Source organism: Sphingomonas sp. RS2018, from assembly GCF_054489605.1.
The window spans coordinates 45,294-63,684 of sequence record NZ_JBTMWL010000001.1 but is presented as its reverse complement, the minus strand read 5'-3'; the positions used below and the strand labels follow the sequence as shown (position 1 = coordinate 63,684).

Sequence of the window (18,391 nt, the reverse complement as noted above, 5' to 3'; positions counted from 1 at the left end):
GGCGTACGTCCTGCATTCGAGAAGTGAATTAAATGTCAGCGATATTTGCGCCAGAGCCAGACGACTCCGGTGACGGCCAGCACCGCGGCGTAAAGTCCCAGCGCATCGACCGGCGGCACCAGCGCGGCGCGACCGAGGATCCACCAGACCGGCCCGCCGACGCTGAGCACGTAGAAGCCGGCGACCGCACCGTCGCGAAACGCCTGGCGCTCATGCTCGTCGACCACTTGCTCCCAGCGCCACGAAATGATCGGCAGCGCGATGCCCCATAGCAGCGCGATTCCCACCGCCAGCCACACCGGCAGCGGTCCGGTCAGCATTGCGTCGCCGGCCATTCCCTTGTCCGGGCGCCCCAGCACCGACAGCGCCAGCGCGAGGCCGATCAACCCGCCCAATGCGCCCGACAGCGCGAGCAGGCGGTGGTTGGCCTTCACCGACGGGCTCTTGATATTGCGGTCAGTCATGGCGTTCGCCGTCATCGAAAATCTCCTCGATCGGCATGGCGAACAGGCGGCTGATGCGAAAGGCGAGCGGCAGTGACGGATCGTATTTCCCCGTCTCCACCGCATTCACGGCCTGGCGCGACACGTCGAGCCGGACGGCCAGCTCGGCCTGGCTCCAGTCGCGTTCCGCGCGCAGCACCTTGAGGCGATTCTTCATGTCGATCCCCCCTGTCATGCTCGTTGTCCCTTGTCACTATCCCCTGACCGAATGTCAGGTGACCATGACTAAATGCAGCGGCTGATCGCGCATGTCAACAACCCCTGACAAAATATCGCGTCTCCCTGTCATGCGTCGCTTTCCTTGATTCCACCGCGACCATCCGGCAGACGCCACGCGTGACCGATGCACAGACCCAGAGCGGACCGCTGTCCTTCCAGCGGATGATCCTGACGCTGCACGCTTACTGGGCCGCGCGCGGCTGCGTGATCCTGCAACCCTATGACATGCGGATGGGGGCGGGGACGTTCCACCCGGCGACGACGCTGCGCGCGCTCGGGCCCGATCCGTGGAACGCCGCCTTCGTGCAGCCCTGCCGCCGCCCCACCGACGGCCGCTACGGCGAGAATCCGAACCGGCTGCAGCATTACTACCAGTATCAGGTCATCCTGAAGCCCAGCCCGCCCGACCTGCAGGAGCTGTACCTCGGCAGCCTCGCCGCGATCGGCGTCGACACCGCGGTCCACGACATCCGCTTCGTCGAGGACGACTGGGAATCGCCGACCTTGGGCGCCTGGGGTCTCGGCTGGGAAGTCTGGTGCGACGGCATGGAGGTGACGCAGTTCACCTATTTCCAGCAGATGGGCGGCTTCGACTGCAAGCCCGTCGCGGGCGAGCTGACCTACGGGCTGGAGCGTCTGGCGATGTATATCCAGGACGTCGACAACGTCTACGACCTCGCCTTCAACGATACCGGCGTGACCTATGGCGACGTGTTCCTCGAAAACGAGAAGCAGATGTCGGCGTGGAATTTCGAGGTCGCCGACACCGACACCCTCTTCGACCAGTTCCGCAAGGCCGCCGCGGAGTGCGAGAACTCGCTCGCCGCCGGCCTGCCGATCCCGGCGTATGAACAGGCGATCGAGGCGAGCCACGTCTTCAACCTGCTCCAGGCCCGCGGCGTCATCTCGGTCGCCGAGCGGCAGGCGTACATGGGCCGCGTGCGCGATCTCGCGAAGGGCAGTTGCGCGGCGTGGATGGAGAAGAACGGGTGGGCGGCGTGAGCTGGTTCACGCGAAGGCGCGAAGGCGCGAAGAAGAGTGGGTTCGCGCGGAGGCGCGGAGACGCGGAGACTGTGTCGCGCGCGGCAGCGCTCTTATCCACCTCAAGCGTGCCGCGATTTCGACGCGACAGAATGAAAGCTGCTGGCGCAGCGGACGCACCATCTCCGGGCCTCCGCGCCTCCGCGCGAACCAATCACTCTTCTTCTTCGCGCCTTCGCGCCCTCTCTGAACCAGATTTCTTCTTCCTTCTCCGCGTCTCCGCGTCTCCGCGTGAACCAATTCAGGCCGCCACCCGATGACCGACTTCCTCCTCGAACTCCGCAGCGAGGAAATCCCCGCCCGCATGCAAGCGAAGGCGCGCGAGGATCTCGCGAAGCTCTTCGCCGCCGAACTCGGCAAAGCCGGCCTCGCCGCCACCGACACCACCACCTACGCCACCCCGCGCCGCCTCGTCCTGATCGCGCGCGGCCTGCCGCAGGCGACCGAAGCGGTGCGTGAGGAAACGAAGGGTCCGAAGACCGCCGCCCCCGCGCAGGCGCTGGAGGGTTTCCTCCGCAAGACCGGGCTCACCCAGGAGCAGCTGACGGAGCGCGACGGCGTCTATTACGCGGTCGTCGAGAAGCCCGGCCGCGCCACGATCGACGTGCTGGCCGAGGCTATCCCCGCCATCGTCCGCGCCTTTCCGTGGCCGAAGTCGATGCGCTGGGGCGCGGCCTCGCTCTCGACCGAGAGCCCGCGCTGGGTCCGCCCGTTGCAGGGCATCGTCGCGCTGTTCGGCGATGAGGTCGTGCCGTGCGAGGTCGCCGGCGTGACCAGCGGCGCCGCCACCGTCGGCCACCGCTTCCACCATCCGGGCGTCATCACGATCGGATCGGCGAGCGATTACGTCGAAAAACTGCGCGCCTGCCACGTCATCGTCGATCAGGACGAGCGCGCCGGCATCATCGCGATGGGCGCGACGATGCTGACCGGCAAGGCGGGCCTCACCCTCATCCGCGACGAGGGGCTGCTCGCCGAGAACGCCGGCCTCACCGAATGGCCGGTGCCGCTGCTCGGCCGCTTCGATCCCGACTTCCTGAGCGTGCCGCCCGAGGTCATCCAGCTGACCGCGCGGGTGAACCAGAAGTATTTCGTCTGCAACGGCGCTGATGGGAAGCTGGCCAACGCCTTCGTCTGCGTCGCCAACATCGACGCGGCCGACGGCGGCGAGAAGATCGTCGAGGGCAACCGCAAGGTCCTCGCCGCACGGCTGTCCGACGCGCGCTTCTTCTACGAAACCGACCTGAAGACCCGGCTCGAAGACCTGACGCCGAAGCTCGAGAAGATCGTCTTCCACGAAAAGCTCGGCACCGTCGCCGACAAGGTCGACCGCGTCGCGAAGCTGGCGCGGTGGCTGGTGGAGGAGGGCATCGTGACCGAAAAGCCCTCTCCCCCCCGGGGAGAGGGTTTGGGAGAGGAGCTGTGTCTCACGGAGAGCGGAGCTTCTGACACTGCCCCTCTCCCAACCCTCTCCCCAGAGGGGAGAGGGCTTCCCGCCCTTGCCGAACGCGCCGCGCGCCTCGCGAAGGCCGACCTCGTCACCGGCATGGTCGGCGAATTCCCTGAGCTGCAAGGCGTGATGGGCGGCTATTACGCCGCCGCGCAGGGCGAAGACCACCGCGTCGCCGCCGCGATCCGCGATCACTACAAGCCGGTCGGGCAGGGCGACGACGTGCCGACCGATCCGGTGACGGTGGCGGTCAGTCTGGCGGACAAGCTGGATACGCTGGCTAGCTTTTTCCTTATTGAGGAAAGACCAACGGGTTCAAAAGATCCGTTTGCTTTGCGCCGTGCCGCTCTTGGATTAATCGCGATTACGATAAACAACGGATTGCGTTTCAAGGTCGACGATCTGTTTGTTCAAGTTGTGAGAGTTTTCGGTCGGACGCATGATATCGGCGCTGTTGTCGCCGGAGATTATTTCTTTGAATTCGTCATTGATCGTTTGAAAGTGCAGCAGCGAGATGCTGGTGTGAGACACGATATTGTCGATGCAGTAGTATCGATGGGCGGTGATGACGATATTGGTGGTGAGCGCGACATCGTCCGCCTGCTCGCCCGCGTCCATGCGCTACAGGCGTTCGTCGCCACGCCGGACGGTGCCAACCTGCTCGCCGGCTACAAGCGCGCCGCGAATATCCTGAAGAAGGAAGGCTTCACCGCGGGGGAGGCGAAACCCCTGTCCTACACGCTCGAACCGGCCGAAGCTGCGCTCATCGCCGCGCTCGATGCCGCCGAGCCGCGCGCGCATGAGGCGATCGCGGCGGAGGCGTTCGAAGGGGCGATGGCGGCCTTGGCGACGCTCCGGCAACCGATCGACGTGTTCTTCGACGACGTCACCGTCAACGACGCCGATGCCGCCAAGCGCGAAGCGCGGCTCGCGTTGCTCGCGCGGATGCGCGACGCGGTGCATGCTGTGGCCGATTTCTCGAAGATCGAGGGATGATGCGTAACCGGGATTTCGGGCGAGCGGCACCGTCGCTCGAACTTCGAAAATCTCTCAACATTCGCGTGTATCAAGGTGACGGACGCCGGACCGGAAACCGCGGATTTCCGCCGTTTTCGGCCCGGCAGATCGAACGATAAATACTCAACCGATGTGTTGAGCTTCGGGGAACGGAAACGATGACGCAATATGTCTACCGCTTTGGCGGCGGGGTCTCGGACGGGGGGCGCGGCGACCGCAATCTGCTGGGCGGCAAGGGCGCGAACCTAGACGAGATGGCGTCGATCGGCCTGCCGGTCCCGCCGGGCTTCACCATCTCGACGCCGGTCTGCGCGCTCTATTACGATGAGGGTGGCCACTTTCCCGACAGCCTGCGCGCCGAAGTCGCGAACGGCATCACCCATATCGAGGGGATCACGGGCAAGCGCTTCGGCGACGCCGCCGATCCGATGCTCGTCTCGGTCCGCTCCGGCGCCCGCGCCTCGATGCCGGGGATGATGGACACCGTCCTCAACCTCGGCCTGAACGACGAAACGGTCGAGGGGCTGGCGCGCGTGTCGGGCGACGACCGCTTCGCGTGGGACAGCTATCGCCGTTTCATCCAGATGTATTCGGACGTCGTGCTCGAACTCGACCACGCCCGGTTCGAGGAAGCGCTGGAGATCGCCAAGGAGGATCGCGGCTATCACCTCGATACCGACATGTCGGCCGACGACTGGCGCGTGCTGGTCGCCGAATACAAGGCGCTGGTCGAGGAACTGTGGGGCAAGCCGTTCCCGCAGGACGTGCACGATCAGCTGTGGGGCGCGATCGGCGCGGTGTTCGGATCGTGGCAGTCGGACCGTGCGAAGGTCTATCGCCGGCTGAACGACATTCCGTCCGAATGGGGCACCGCCGTCAACGTGCAGGCGATGGTGTTCGGCAACATGGGCGACACGTCGGCGACGGGTGTGGCGTTCACGCGCGATCCGGCGAAGGGCGACAACGCCTATTACGGCGAATTCCTCATCAACGCGCAGGGCGAAGACGTCGTCGCCGGCATCCGCACCCCGCAATATCTGACGAAGGCCGCGCGCGAGGCCGCCGGCGCCAAGCCCGCCTCGATGGAAGAGGCGATGCCGGCGGTGTACGGCGAACTGGCGAACGTCTTCGATCTGCTCGAGCGGCACTATCGCGACATGCAGGACATCGAATTCACGGTGCAGCAGGGCAAGCTCTGGATGCTCCAGACCCGCTCGGGCAAGCGCACCGCGAAGGCGGCGCTGAGAATCGCGGTCGACATGGCGGAAGAGGGGCTCATCACCCGCGAGGAGGCAATCGCGCGCATCGACCCGTCCGCGCTCGACCAGCTGCTGCACCCGACGCTCGACCCGAAGGCACCGCGCGACGTGCTGACGAAGGGGCTGCCCGCCAGCCCTGGCGCGGCGAGCGGAAAGGTCGTCTTCACCGCCGATGCGGCGGAGGCCGCGGCGAAGGACGGGCAGGACGTGATCCTCGTCCGCGTCGAAACCAGCCCCGAGGATATCCACGGCATGCACGCGGCGAAGGGCATCCTGACCGCGCGCGGCGGCATGACCAGCCACGCCGCCGTCGTCGCGCGCGGCATGGGGCGCCCCTGCGTCTCGGGTGCCGGTACGCTGTCGATCACGGGCGACGCCTTCCGCATCGGCGATCGTCAGGTGCGGGCGGGCGAGATCATCACCATCGACGGCTCGACCGGCGAGGTGATGTTTGGCGCGGTGCCGACGATCCAGCCCGAACTGGTCGGCGATTTCGGCACGCTGATGGTCTGGGCCGACGGCATCCGCCGCATGAAGGTGCGCGCCAACGCCGAAACCCCGCTCGACTGCCGCACCGCGCGCGAATTCGGCGCGGAGGGCATCGGGCTGTGCCGCACCGAGCACATGTTCTTCGAATCGAGCCGCATCACCGCCGTCCGCCAGATGATCCTGGCGTCGGACGAGGCCGGGCGCCGCACCGCGCTCGACAAGCTGCTCCCTGAACAGCGCGCCGATTTCGTCGCGATCTTCGAAGAGATGGCGGGCCTGCCCTGCACGATCCGGCTGCTCGATCCGCCACTGCACGAATTCCTGCCGCACGCCGACGCCGAATTCGCCGAGGTGGCGAAGGCGACCGGCGGCGATGTCGAGACGCTGAAGCGCCGCGCCGCCGAGCTGCACGAATTCAACCCGATGCTGGGACATCGCGGGTGCCGCCTCGGCGTCACCTACCCCGAGATCTACGAGATGCAGGCGCGCGCCATCTTCGAGGCGGCCGTCAGCCTGGAGGTCGCTCCGGTCCCCGAAATCATGATCCCGCTGGTCGCCACGCGCCGTGAGCTGGAGCTGATGAAGGCGGTGGTCGACAAGGCCGCCGAAGCCGTCTTCGCCGAAACCGGCAAGCGCGTCGATTACCTCGTCGGCACGATGATCGAACTGCCCCGCGCGGCACTGCGCGCCGGGGACATCGCGGAGGTCGGCGAATTCTTCTCGTTCGGCACCAACGACCTGACGCAGACGACGCTGGGCGTCAGCCGCGACGATGCCGCGCGCTTCCTGACCGACTATGTCGACAAGGGCATCTACGCCAAGGACCCGTTCGTCAGCCTGGACGTGGAGGGCGTCGGCGAACTGGTGCAGATCGCCGCCGACCGCGGCCGCGCGACGCGCGCCGATATCAAGCTCGGCATCTGCGGCGAACATGGCGGCGACCCGGCCAGCATCGCCTTCTGCGAGAGCGTGGGCCTCGATTACGTCAGCGCCTCGCCTTATCGCGTGCCGATCGCACGGCTGGCCGCCGCGCAGGCCGCGTTGAAGGCGCGCGGATGATCGTCGGCCCGGCACCTGCGCCAGCGCGCGGTGGGGCGGTGGAAGGCTGGCGATGCTGCTGACCACCGACGCCGTCGCGCGGCTGGAGGCGGAGCTGGCGGCGGCGGCGAGTGCGACCGAGGTGCTGCAACGCCGCTGCCCGCACGACGCCGTCCGAGCCGTCGTCGATCGCTCGCTGCACCGCGCGCCCTCGCCCGAACAACGCCGGCTGCTCGACGTTGAGGACGACGAGCTGGTCGCCTATCGCTGCGTCCGGCTGGTGTGCGGCTCACGAACGCTGTCGCGGGCGGAGAACTGGTATGTGCCCGCACGCCTCACGCCGGCGATGAACACCGCGCTGGAGGGCGATACGCCGTTCGGCGCGGTCATCCGCCGCCTCGGTGTCACGCGGCGTATCCTGTCACGCCAGCTCCCGGACGACGGCGACACTGTCCTGCAACTCCGCGCGCTGGTCGTGCCGGCGACCGGTCGCCCGATCGCCGAAGTCATCGAGAATTATACGCGCGAGGTGCTCGACTGAGTGAAGGCGGGCCGCACGCCGGTCGTGTCGGTTCGCTCGACGGGGATGTCATCCCGCACCGCCGCATCGCGCCGCACGGTTTCGTCGCGCGTCACCGGTGCCACCGGAGCGGTTCGCGCCAGCCGTTCACGGTCCGCCTCGGCGGCGGCGATGCGGGCGTCGGTATCCTTGCGATAGGTGGCGTGCTCCGCCTCCGCCGCCTTGATCCGCGCTTCGGCTTCCTTGCGGTAGATGGCGTGCTCGGACTCCAGCGCGCGCAGCCGCGCCTTGGCCTTCTTGCCGCCGGGGTGGGTGGCGAGGCCGAACAGCCAGCCTGCCAACAGGCAGACGGCCAGGACCGCGAACTGGGTCGGGGTGGTGAACAGCATCGACGTTCCTCCTGTTACGGAGGATCAACGACCCGTCACCACGCTCCGTTCCGCCTCAGCTTCCGCTCAGCAACTGGTCGTTGATGCTGCACGCCGCGGGGCCGAGAATGACGATGAACAGCACGGGGAGGATGAACAGGATCAGCGGCACCGTCATGATCGCGGGCAGCCGTGCCGCCTTCTCCTCGGCGCGCATCATGCGTTCGTTGCGGAACTCCGCCGACAGCACGCGCAGCGCCGAGGCGAGCGGCGTGCCATACTTCTCGGTCTGGATCATGGTCGTGGTCACGCCCTTGATCGCATCCAGGTCGGTGCGTTGCGCCAGATTCTCGAACGCCTGACGCCGGTCGGTCAGGAAACCCAGCTCGATCGCGGTCAGCGAGAATTCGTCGCCGAGCTCCGGATAGGCGCGGCCCAGTTCCTTGGCGACGCGGTGGAACGCGGCATCGACGGTCAAGCCCGCCTCGGCGCAGATCACCAACAGGTCGAGCGCGTCGGGCAGGCCCTTGCGGATTTCCTTCTGCCGCTTCTGGATTTTGTTCTTCAGAAAGATGTCGGGCGCCTTGTACGACATGATGATCGTACCCGCGGCCAGGCCATAGGCCTTCATCGAGCTCCACTCGGCGAAGGTGTCGGTGCCGTAGATCAGGTAGAGCATCGGCCCGCCGATCACGATCGGCGTAACGAGCCGGCCGAAGATGACCGCGACCGCCCATTCCTTGGATCGGATGCCCGCCTGCATCAGCTTCTGCTGCGCCTGCTTGACCTGCGAATCCTGCAGCATCTTGAACGACGTCAGGAACGCGCGGATGCGGTCGGTCGCCTCGTTCTTCTGGACCAGCTTCGCGCGGCGCTTGCTGGTCGAGGCGGTGATGCCCGCCTTCAGCTGCTCGCGCCGTTCGTTCAGCGCCTTGACGCGTTTCGCCATCGGGTTGGACACCGTGGTCGCGGTATAGATCGCGAAGATCACGGCGAGCGCGGCGACGCCCGAGAGCATCGTCGCGACCCAGAGCACGTCGATGCCGAGGAGGGTCGGGCCGCCGGATGTGGTCATGGTCATGGCGCTCCGCCCTCAGATCTCGAAGTTTATCATCTGGCGCATGATGAACGCGCCGATCGCCATCCACACCATCCCGCCGCCGCCGGCGATGATGAGGCGGTCGTCCTGGAAGAAGTTCTGCATGTAGCTGCCGTTCACGAACCAGATCATGCCGAACACGATGAAGGGCAGCGATCCGATGATGTAGGCCGATGCCTTCGATTCCGACGACATCGCCTTGATCTTCAGCTTCATCTGCCCGCGCTTGCGCAGCACGTCGGCCAGATTGGCCAGCGTCTCGGCCAGATTGCCGCCCGTCTCGCGTTGGATAGCGATGGTGATGACGAAGAACTGGAATTCGGGCGTGCCCAGCCGGTCCGACGTGTCCTGCAGTGCCGCGTCCATCGTCCGGCCGATCTTCATCTTGTCGGAAACCATGCGGAATTCCTCGCCGACCGGCCCCTCGACCTCGGCGCCGACGACGCCCATCGTCTCGGTGATCGGCAGGCCGGAGCGCAGGCCGCGGACCAATAGCTCGATCGCGTCGGGAAACTTCGCGGTGAAGCGCGCGATGCGGCGATTGATGTGGAAGCCGACGACGGCATGCGGCACGGCGACGCCGATGAAGAGCCCGGCGAACAGCGCCAGCAGGATCGGCGCGCCATAGAGGGTGAGCGCCAGCGCGGCGAAGATCGCGAGCCCCGCGGTGGCCATGCCGTATTTGCCGACCGTCCAGTCCTTGCCGGTCATCGCCAGCCGCTTCTGCAACTGCGCCGGGTTGGGCAGCAGGCGGCCGACCGTCAGGTCCATCTTGGACGCGCGCGCGGTCGCGATCTTGCGGACCTGCGCATCCATCGTCTGCGTCAGGTAATCGGTGGTCAGCCGTGTTTTCATCGCGCCCAGGCGGCGCGTGCCGGCGCGCTGCGCCGACGGCCCGCTGAATGCGACCGCCACCATCACCAGCACCAGGAAGGCCCCGGCGCATATCATAAAGATCGGCACGATATCCACGGTGGACGCGGTCCTTCCAAATGCCCGGCCAGACGCCAGGACAGACTTACTTCTTCTTGCCGGGCAGCTTCGCGCCGAGCGCACCGAGCTTGGCGATCAGCGAACCGTTGGCCTTGCCCGCATCACCCGCCTTGCCGACACCGTCGTCCGACGCATCGGAGAAGGCCAGCAGCTGCTGCGCGAGATCGTGCAGCGGAGCGAGCGACTTCTGGCCCTTGCCCGCCTCCGCCAGCGGCTTGCCGAGCTTGGCGGCCTGCGCGGCGATCTTGGGCTCGAACGGGATGGCGAAATCGACCTTTCGCTCGATCGAGCCTTCGAAATCCTTGCGGGCGATTTCCTGATTGGCGGCCGGCTGCACGCGGTTGGCGACCACGATCACGCGGGCGCTCGGCGCATTCGTCTTGAACCAGGCGAGCAGGCGGATGGTGTCGCGCGCGGCAGCCAGCGTGAAGTCGGTCGCGATCACCGCGATCTGCACGTCGCCGATCAGGTGCGGGTGATTGACCAGCATCGATCGCGGCATGTCGATCACCGTCGATTCGAACGCGCTGCGCATCTCTTCCTGCAACTGGTGGAAGGCGGTGCCGTCGGTGACGATCGGCGAATGGATCGGCGCCTCCGCCGACAGCACGGCCAGCTTGTCCGACGCGCGCACCATGGCGCGTTCGATGAACAGGCCGTCGATGCGGCTGGGGTTTTCGATCGCATCGGTCAGGCCGCGGCCGGGCTCCAGGTCCAGCGCCAGCGCGCCGGTGCCGAAATGCACGTCGAGATCGAGCAGCGCGGTGGTGCGCTTGCCCTTCTCGCTGGTCAGCCAGGCGAGCGACGTCGCCAGTGTCGATGCCCCGACGCCGCCGCGCACGCCGATGACGGCGATCGAGGTGTGCGGCCGCTCGACCGCGACCTCGGCCACCTTCGGCGCGTTCAGGATCGCGTGCGCGTTGGCGAAGCTTTCGCGCACGACTTCCGGGTTGAGCGGCTTGAGCAGATAATCCTGGATACCGCTCGCGACGAGGTCGCGGTACAGGCGCACGTCGTTGATCTGACCGGCGGCGATAACGACGGTGCCGGGTTCGCACACCTCCGCCAGCGCGTTGATATCGTGCAACGGATCGCTGCTTTCCGACAGATCGACGAACAGGACGTGCGGGCTGGCCGATACGGACAGCGACTGGACGGCGTTGCGCAATCCGCCCTTGGCGATCTTGTCGGCGGTCCAGCCGAGTTCGATCACGATCGGACGGATCGCGTCGGCGGTCACCTGATCGCAGACATAGGCGGCGAAGGCTTCACGCGTGGCGCTGCGCGCCGGATTCCACGGGGCGTTCACGTTAGCGGCTCCTCGTGCTGACGGCTGGCAGACCGTTGGCCCCGGTCGGGGCGGTACGGCGCAGCGTCTCGATGGATTTATAGGCGACGTTCGGGTCGGACACGTCGGTGCCCGCCTGGCCACGGACCAGATCTTCGGGCCGGGCGATCATCGCCGCCAGATTGGCGTTGATCGCGCAGCCGTAGTTCGATTCGGTATGACCCTCCAGATCGACGCCGTTGACACGGCTGTGATCGGGACAGCCCGGCACGCTCGCGCGCATCCGCGATACGACGATGCGGGCCGTGCCCGGCGCGATCTGCCCGGTGGTCACCGGCACCTCGTCCGACACCAGCAGGCCGAAGCGTGCCGCTTGCGCCGCGACGGCCTCGCGCACGCCGGCGTCGGTCGCGCCGGCCATGTCCACCGCCACGCGATCGCCGAAGCCGAGGCGCAGCGCGTTCATCCAGCCTTGCAGCCGCTCGATCTCGCCCGACGCCAGCGCCGAACCGTCGGTCGCGACGTCGAAGGCATAGTCGGCACGCTCGACCACCGGCTGGTGGACCGATTCGAGCCCTCGATTGGGGGTGCCGCACGCCGACAGGCCGAACGCTGTCGCGGCGAGCAACAGGATACGGGCGCTACGAACCATCGTCTTGTCTCCTGCGCGGGTCATCAGTTGAAGCTGAAGCCGGGCATCGCGCCGCCGGCATCCTTCTTGTCTTTGCCCTTGCGCGCCGGGGCGGCGGCGGGCGGCATCATGCCGGCCGCGTCGTTGCGGGCTGGGGCCACCGGACCGGGTACGATCGCGGCGGGCGTCACTGCGCCGATCGACGGCGAGGGCGCGGTCGGCGTCGCCATCTGCGGCTTTGGTCGATCCTCGTCCGTCCGTCCGCTCGACAATGTGCCGAGCAGGACGCGCGACGCGTCGGTCGGCGCGCGATAGCCGTCGGTCGGCAGAACGATGTCGTTCGCGTTGACCGGCTTCACCAGATACGGCGTGATGATGATGACTAGCTCGGTCTCGTTGCGCGAGAAGGCGTTCGACCGGAACAGAGCCCCCAGGATCGGGATGTCGGCGACGCCGGGTGTCTTGCTGAAGCTGTTGTTGTGGCTGTTTTGCAGCAGGCCGGCGATCATGAAGCTCTGGCCGGAGCCCAGTTCCACCGTCGTCTCCGCGCGGCGCGTGGTGATGCCGGGGATGCGCGTGCCGGCCAGCGTCACCGCGTTGTCGAACGACAGCTGCGACACTTCCGGGCGGACGCGCAGCGAGATGCGCCCGTCGGCGAGCACCGTCGGCGTGTAGGCCAGGCTGACGCCATACTGCTTGTACTCGATCGAGATGGTGCCCAGGCCCGATGCGATCGGGATCGGCACTTCGCCGCCGGCCAGGAATGTGCCCGTCTCACCCGACAGCGCGGTCAGGTTGGGATTGGCGAGTGTCGTCACCTGACCCATCGTCTCACCGAGATCGATCGCCGACAGGATGTCGAGACCGGCCAGCTTCGTGGCGAGGCCGACCGCGGTGCGCAGCGGCGTATTGGCGAGATTCGAGAAGTCGAACTTGGTGCCCGTGTTCGGGTAGACGAAGCTGCCCGTCTGCGGATTGAACGGCAGGTTGATGGAGCCCGCAGGCAGGCCGAATTGCGACGATGCGTCGAGCAGCGGGAAGCTGGAGGTGTCGGCCGCCGTAATGTTTCCGACCGTGCGGCCACTGGCGACGTTGAACTGGAAGCCGCCGGTGGTGTCGCGCGTCTGCAGGTTGACGCCGATGTTCTTGATGAAGCTGCGGCTGACCTCGGCGAACTTCACCTGCAGGTTCACCTGCAGCGGCGTCGCCGTGCGCAGCCGGTTGACCACGCCGATCTTCAGCGGGGCGGCGCCCGAGATGTCGATGCCGGGGTTGAGCAGCGACGTGACCAGGCGCTGCGCCTCCTGCGCATCGGTCGGCGACGCGACGGTGCCGGTCAGGACGGCGAGCTGGCCGACCGTCGTCACCTTGATGTCGGCGTCCGGCATCGCGAGCTTCATCATGCGGTCGATCGACGTCAGGTTCTGGCTGACGCGGACGCTGGCCGAATAGATCACCGCGCCGCGGGCGTCGGTGGCGAAGATGGTCGCCTCGCCGAAGTCCTTGCCGAACAGGTTAATCTGGCGGGCGTTGCTGACATAGACGTCGGCGACACCCGGATTGGAGGTCCAGACCGTCGTCACCGCCGCAGGCAGGTTGACGAGCTGGCCCTGGCCGACCGACAGCTGCACCTCGGTGGTGGGGCGCTCGACGCCCGCCGGCTGACCGACGCGAACGCGGCTACCCTGCGCGGATGCCGTCGCCGGCAGAACCGTGGTCAGGACCAGCGCGGCAGAGGCTGTCGCCCCCGACAGGCGCCGGATGAGAGCGTGGCTACGCATGTTAATTCTTTCCCCCCACCGGAACCACGGTGACATCGTTGCCGCGGGCGACCCGGACGACCGGACCCTGCGGGATTGTGCTCGGCGCGCCGCCCATCGGGCCGGGCGTCATCGGGACGCCGGACAGAGCCGGCTGGCTGTTGCCAGGCTTGCCGGGCACGCTGGACCGCTGGAAGCGCGAGACGTCGGCACCGGTCGAGAAGCTGCCCTTGCTCTCCATCGGCCGCGCCGCGACGTTGGCGAGCATCGTCGCCTCCGCCTTGGTGCCGTCCGGCACGTTCAGCGCGCCGCTGGCGATGGCTTCCTCGAGCTCGCCGGCATTGTCGGCGATCGAGCGGAGCGAGAGCGAGAGCGCGCCGACCGTCTGGGCGACGGCGATCTTTTCCGCGATGGCGGGCGTCGCCTCCAGCGTGACCGTCGAATAGGTCGTGACCTGGGTGTTGCCCTTCTCGTCGACCGCCTTGTCGGTCTTCTGGTCGGTGGCGAGCACGCGGACGTTGCGCAGCATCGTCTCCGACGCCTTCAGCGGGGCGCCGTCGCCGCCGCCCGGAACCGACTGGGTCAGGATGACGTCCACGCGGTCACCGGGGAAGATGAAGCCTGCGACCGAGGTTTGCGCCGATACCGGCACGGTGACGGCACGCATGCCCGCACCCAGCGCGGCGGCCAGGAAGCCGCGATCGCCGGGCTTCACGAGCGCGCCCTGCGTCACCGGCTGGCCGGCGGGAATGGCGTAGCGGACGACGGTGCCGACCACGTTCTTCAGATCGGTGCCCTGCTTCAGGAAATAGGCGTTCTCCACCAGATCCTTGGGCCAGGGCTGATACTTCAGCGCGGTGGCGTCGATGATCGTGCCGACGGGCAGCGCCTTGGTCGCGACGAGCACTTCGGGGCCGTCGATGACGACGGGCTGGCCGGCGGCCGCGGCAACCGGTGCGGACGTGCCGCTCATCAGGCTGCGCGCCATGAATGCGGTCACGCCTGCGATCAGCAGGGCCCCTACCAGCAGGATGATCTTGCGTCCGTCCATTATCGTCACGCGCCTTTCGCAGTCGCAGCGGTTGATCTGCCCTTAAGCATCACCCAAACTGGTTAATTATTGGTTCGCGCATCCACAGCATCGCGGCGATCACGATGGCGATGCCGTACGGAATTTCGAGCGGGGCGCTGCGCCGGGCGAGCTTGTGATCGACCAGCATCACGATCGTCAGCACACCGCCGATGATCGACATCGCCACCAGCATCGCGACAAGCGCGAGCGGCGGTATCCACAGCGCCAGTGCGCCGATCAGCTTCACGTCGCCGCCACCCATCTGCCCCAGCGCGAACGCACCGACGAACAGGCCGAAGACGAGGATCGCGACGCCGACCTGCAACGCCGCATCGGGCCACGGGGAATAGCCGCTGACCCACCACCACGCCGGTGCCATTAAAGCGATGACGGCGTTCTTCCAGTTGGCGATCTCACGCGTGCGTGCGTCCTCGATCCCTGCCGACAGCAGCAGGATACCGAGCGCCCCGAGCAGGACGGCAGTGAAGATTGAATCCCCCATCAACCCTAAACCCCTAGACGCAGCCTCTTTCGAAACCGTAACCAGCCAGCGATGACCGACCGCCCCGATCCGCGCCGCAGCTATCCGGCGACCCTGCAAATCGGGGAGTGGCGCGCGCACGATGGCTGGCCGCTGCGCAGCTTCGACTGGCCGGTCGAGGGCGAGTCGCGCGGGTCGATCCTGTTCCAGACGGGGCGCGGCGATTTCTTCGAGAAGTATCTCGAGACGATGGCGCATTGGCACGACCGCGGATGGCGGGTATTCGGGTTCGACTGGCGCGGGCAGGCGGGGTCGGGGCGCACGACGCCCGCCGCGCAGGTCGGGCACATCGACGACTATGGCAGCTACATCCGCGATCTGCGCGATTTCGTCGCGGCGCAGCCGGCGATGGCAGGTCCGCGCGTTGTCGTCGGCCATTCGATGGGCGGACACCTGTTGCTGCGCGGGCTGGTCGAGGGCGCGGTCGGCGCGGATGCGGCGGTACTGGTGGCGCCGATGCTGGGGCTGCGCTCACCGGTCGGCGCACGGGTCGGCGAATCGCTGGCTGCGCTCATCGCTGGGCTCGGCGATCCGGGGCGGGCGGCGTGGAAGGGGAACGAGCGGCCGCATACGCGGATCGACCGGGCCACGCTGCTGACTGGAGACGCGGCGCGTTACGATGACGAGAAATGGTGGCAGGCGCACGACCCGCGGCTGGTGACGGGGCCGCCGAGCTGGCGCTGGCTGGCGCAGGGGTTCGCCTCCACCCGCCTGCTGCGCGAATCGGCCGCGCTGCGGGCCATGAAGGTCCCGGTGCTGATGCTGATCGCGGAGGCCGATCAATTGGTCGACCCAGCGGCGGCGCTGGCGGTCGCAGCGCGCTTGCCCGATGTGCGCGTGGTGCGGTTCGGCGCCGAATCGGCGCATGAGATATTGCGGGAGCGCGATGCGGTACGGAACCGGGCGCTGACCGAGATCGACGATTTTCTGGATGAGAGGACTGCGGCATGACCCGCTACGACATCGCCATCATCGGTGGCGGCATCGCCGGGGCGACCCTGGCTGCCGAGGTGGCGCCGCACGCGTCGGTTGTGCTGCTGGAGGCGGAGGACGTCGCCGGCTTCCACGCGACCGGGCGGTCGGCCGCCTTCTGGTCCGAAACCTATGGCGGGCCCGGGATCCAGCCGCTGACGAGCGCGTCGGAAGCGGCGCTGCGCGACGGCGGCTTCCTGGCGCCGCTGGGATCCCTGCATATCGGGCGGGCGGAAGAGGCGGCGAAGATCGATGCCTTCCTCGACGCGTTCGACGGCACCGGGGTGACGCTGGAGCGGGTCGACCCGCGCGAGCACGTGCCGGGTCTGCGCGACGACTGGGTGCTGGGCGTGATGGAGCCGAGCTGTGCCTATATCGACGTCGCCGGGCTGCATGCCGAGGCGCAGAGCCGGGCGCGGCGGGCCGGAGCGACGATGCTGCTGTCGGCGGGCGTCCGCGCGCTGAGCCGGTCGGGTGGCGACTGGCGGGTCGATACGGCGGCAGGAACGGTGTCGGCGGGTATCGTCGTGGATGCGGCGGGTGCCTGGGCCGATCCGGTCGCCATGATGGCGGGTGCGAAGGGCGTCGGCATCCAGCCCTACCGCCGCACGCTGATGCAGCTGCGCACCGATCCGCCGTGCCCCGAGGGGCTGGCGCATGTCGCGCACATCGGCCAGCAATTCTATTTCAAGCCCGAAGCCGGCGGCAAGCTGTGGCTATCCCCCAGCGACGAGACGCCGGTCGATCCGCACGACGTGCAGCCCGAGGAGCTGGACGTGGCGATCGCCATCGACCGGTTCGAGGGCGTGGTCGACTGGCGGGTGACCGCGGTCGAGCGCAAATGGGCGGGCCTGCGCAGCTTCTCGCCCGATCGCCTGCCGGTCTATGGCTTCGACCCGCTGGTCGATGGCTTCTTCTGGTGCGCGGGGCAGGGCGGCTTCGGCATCCAGACCGCGCCGGCGGCGGGCCGGGTGGCGGCTGCGCTGCTGCTCGGGCGGACGCCCGATGCCAGCATCGCCGGTATCGACCTCGAGCGCTACTCGCCGCGGCGCTTCACCTAGCAGTCGCTGCGCGAGGTGTAGAAGCTGTCGTAGTCGTTGTCCCAGGCGAAGCCGGTGAAGCTCATGCCGATGGTCGTATCCAGCCCCTCGACATAGTGGAACCAGCCGATCGGGATGAACAGCGCCTCGCCGGGTTCGATCACGACTTCCTGCATCAGCGGGCGCACGGCGTCGGGCAGCGCGGCGATGGCGTCGGGGCCGGGCCATTCGCTGAAGCAATGATGCTGGTTGCGCATCCGCGTGACCTCCCAGCTCGGCACCAGGACGACCCGCTTGCGCCCCACCACCTGCAACAGCAGGTTGTTGGTGAGGTCGTGGTGGAACGGCGTGATCGTGCCCTGCGGCCCCATCCAGAAGAAGCCGCCGTCCTGGCCGCCGTCCGACAGGATGCCGGGGATGCCGCCGACCTCGTCCCACAGAGGGGCCAGTGCCTGGCGGTTGTGGCCGCCGTTGCGGGCGGTGAGGTAGAAGTCGTTGCTGGGGCCTTCGTCGCGCAGCCGCTGAATGATCTGGCCGAGCGGCCGTTTCGAGACGAAGCGGTGCGCCTGCGTCTCGTAATTGACGTCGCTTTCGCGGTTCAGCTGCACCTCGACCTCGCGGTCGCCGAGCGTGGCGTCGAGATGGTCGAGCGACCAGAGCCGGCGGGCGGGCCAGTGGTCGATCAGGCCGGTCATCAGCACCGGGCGGTTGGTCGACCAGAAGTCGCGCAGGAAGGTCGCGCCGTCCGGGCGGTGGCGGCGTTCGATGGCGGCGAGGCGCGGCTCCATCGCCGCGGCCTTGGCGATCGCGGCCAGCACCCAGTCGCGCTTGGCGAGGCGGGCGGCGATGCGCTTCCCGCCGGCGACATAGGGGTGCTCCATCGCCATCAGCAGTTCGGCGCGGATGACTTCGGGGTCGAAGCCGTTGTCGAGCAATGTCTCAATCATCCCCTCGACCGGCGCGTCGAAGAGGATGTTCTCCGCGACCCAGCGGCGCCAGTCGTTGCAGAATTCGGTGGCGGGCTCGATCGTGGAAAGGGCGTTCATCGTCAGGCTCCGAACCGCGGCGGATTACCGCGAGACGGGGCCAAG

17 protein-coding genes are annotated in these 18,391 nt (G+C 67.6%); 6 read left to right on the top strand and 11 right to left on the bottom strand.

The genetic code is table 11. The annotated features are described in order from the left end of the window. Nucleotides 1-35 precede the first annotated feature (35 nt). A complete protein-coding gene (locus ACX40P_RS00305) occupies nucleotides 36-479 on the bottom strand; it encodes a hypothetical protein (RefSeq protein WP_459124311.1) in 444 nt (147 codons plus the stop codon). Continuing rightward, the gene (locus ACX40P_RS00300; protein ID WP_459124310.1) at nucleotides 457-660 is read right to left on the bottom strand and encodes a helix-turn-helix transcriptional regulator; all 204 of its coding nucleotides are present in this window, start codon (nucleotides 658-660) and stop codon (nucleotides 457-459) included. The genes ACX40P_RS00305 and ACX40P_RS00300 overlap by 23 nt, the downstream gene beginning before the upstream one ends. 224 nt (nucleotides 661-884) lie before the next feature. Here ACX40P_RS00300 and ACX40P_RS00295 point away from each other — a divergent pair, with 224 nt between their 5' ends. The 4 genes from ACX40P_RS00295 to ACX40P_RS00280 all read left to right on the top strand — a co-directional run bounded on the left by ACX40P_RS00295 (nucleotide 885) and on the right by ACX40P_RS00280 (nucleotide 7,557). Beyond that, a complete protein-coding gene (locus ACX40P_RS00295; RefSeq protein ID WP_459125189.1) occupies nucleotides 885-1,724 on the top strand; it encodes a glycine--tRNA ligase subunit alpha in 840 nt (279 codons plus the stop codon). 295 nt (nucleotides 1,725-2,019) lie between these two features. Beyond that, on the top strand, nucleotides 2,020-4,209 hold the full coding sequence (glyS, locus tag ACX40P_RS00290; protein WP_459124309.1) for a glycine--tRNA ligase subunit beta: 2,190 nt from the start codon (nucleotides 2,020-2,022) through the stop codon (nucleotides 4,207-4,209). Nucleotides 4,210-4,388: 179 nt separating this feature from the next. Beyond that, nucleotides 4,389-7,037, top strand: coding sequence for a pyruvate, phosphate dikinase (ppdK, locus tag ACX40P_RS00285; protein ID WP_459124308.1), 2,649 nt, complete (start codon nucleotides 4,389-4,391; stop codon nucleotides 7,035-7,037). Between the two features lie 52 nt (nucleotides 7,038-7,089). Beyond that, the gene (locus ACX40P_RS00280; protein ID WP_459124307.1) at nucleotides 7,090-7,557 is read left to right on the top strand and encodes a chorismate--pyruvate lyase family protein; all 468 of its coding nucleotides are present in this window, start codon (nucleotides 7,090-7,092) and stop codon (nucleotides 7,555-7,557) included. On the opposite strand, the gene ACX40P_RS00275 is transcribed toward ACX40P_RS00280, so the two are convergent. The 8 genes from ACX40P_RS00275 to ACX40P_RS00240 are packed head-to-tail and all read right to left on the bottom strand — an operon-like array spanning nucleotide 7,533 to nucleotide 15,249. After that, on the bottom strand, nucleotides 7,533-7,925 hold the full coding sequence (locus tag ACX40P_RS00275) for a hypothetical protein (protein ID WP_459124306.1): 393 nt from the start codon (nucleotides 7,923-7,925) through the stop codon (nucleotides 7,533-7,535). The genes ACX40P_RS00280 and ACX40P_RS00275 overlap by 25 nt on opposite strands. A gap of 55 nt (nucleotides 7,926-7,980) precedes the next feature. Continuing rightward, the gene (locus ACX40P_RS00270) at nucleotides 7,981-8,979 is read right to left on the bottom strand and encodes a type II secretion system F family protein (protein WP_459125188.1); all 999 of its coding nucleotides are present in this window, start codon (nucleotides 8,977-8,979) and stop codon (nucleotides 7,981-7,983) included. A gap of 18 nt (nucleotides 8,980-8,997) precedes the next feature. Continuing rightward, entirely contained in the window at nucleotides 8,998-9,975 is a 978-nt protein-coding gene (locus tag ACX40P_RS00265; protein ID WP_459124305.1) for a type II secretion system F family protein, read from the bottom strand. A gap of 46 nt (nucleotides 9,976-10,021) precedes the next feature. Then, the gene (locus ACX40P_RS00260; RefSeq protein WP_459124304.1) at nucleotides 10,022-11,305 is read right to left on the bottom strand and encodes an AAA family ATPase; all 1,284 of its coding nucleotides are present in this window, start codon (nucleotides 11,303-11,305) and stop codon (nucleotides 10,022-10,024) included. Nucleotide 11,306: 1 nt separating this feature from the next. Beyond that, on the bottom strand, nucleotides 11,307-11,936 hold the full coding sequence (locus ACX40P_RS00255) for a CpaD family pilus assembly protein (RefSeq protein ID WP_459124303.1): 630 nt from the start codon (nucleotides 11,934-11,936) through the stop codon (nucleotides 11,307-11,309). Nucleotides 11,937-11,959: 23 nt separating this feature from the next. Further along, nucleotides 11,960-13,696 (bottom strand): type II and III secretion system protein family protein, encoded by a 1,737-nt coding sequence (locus tag ACX40P_RS00250; RefSeq protein ID WP_459124302.1) that lies wholly within the window; start codon nucleotides 13,694-13,696, stop codon nucleotides 11,960-11,962. Nucleotide 13,697: 1 nt separating this feature from the next. Next, nucleotides 13,698-14,726, bottom strand: a complete 1,029-nt coding sequence (gene cpaB / locus ACX40P_RS00245) for a Flp pilus assembly protein CpaB (RefSeq protein WP_459125187.1) — start codon at nucleotides 14,724-14,726, stop codon at nucleotides 13,698-13,700. A 49-nt stretch (nucleotides 14,727-14,775) separates the two neighbouring features. After that, the gene (locus ACX40P_RS00240; RefSeq protein WP_459124301.1) at nucleotides 14,776-15,249 is read right to left on the bottom strand and encodes an A24 family peptidase; all 474 of its coding nucleotides are present in this window, start codon (nucleotides 15,247-15,249) and stop codon (nucleotides 14,776-14,778) included. A 51-nt stretch (nucleotides 15,250-15,300) separates the two neighbouring features. On the opposite strand from ACX40P_RS00240, the gene ACX40P_RS00235 reads away from it, so the two are divergent. Both ACX40P_RS00235 and ACX40P_RS00230 read left to right on the top strand, forming a co-directional pair. Beyond that, complete coding sequence (locus tag ACX40P_RS00235) at nucleotides 15,301-16,239, top strand: alpha/beta hydrolase (protein ID WP_459124300.1); 939 nt, start codon at nucleotides 15,301-15,303, stop codon at nucleotides 16,237-16,239. After that, on the top strand, nucleotides 16,236-17,321 hold the full coding sequence (locus tag ACX40P_RS00230; protein ID WP_459124299.1) for an NAD(P)/FAD-dependent oxidoreductase: 1,086 nt from the start codon (nucleotides 16,236-16,238) through the stop codon (nucleotides 17,319-17,321). Before ACX40P_RS00235 ends, ACX40P_RS00230 begins: the two co-directional genes overlap by 4 nt. Here the strand turns inward: ACX40P_RS00230 and ACX40P_RS00225 are convergent. Next, complete coding sequence (locus ACX40P_RS00225; RefSeq protein ID WP_459124298.1) at nucleotides 17,318-18,346, bottom strand: cupin-like domain-containing protein; 1,029 nt, start codon at nucleotides 18,344-18,346, stop codon at nucleotides 17,318-17,320. The genes ACX40P_RS00230 and ACX40P_RS00225 overlap by 4 nt on opposite strands. Between the last annotated feature and the right edge of the window lie 45 nt (nucleotides 18,347-18,391).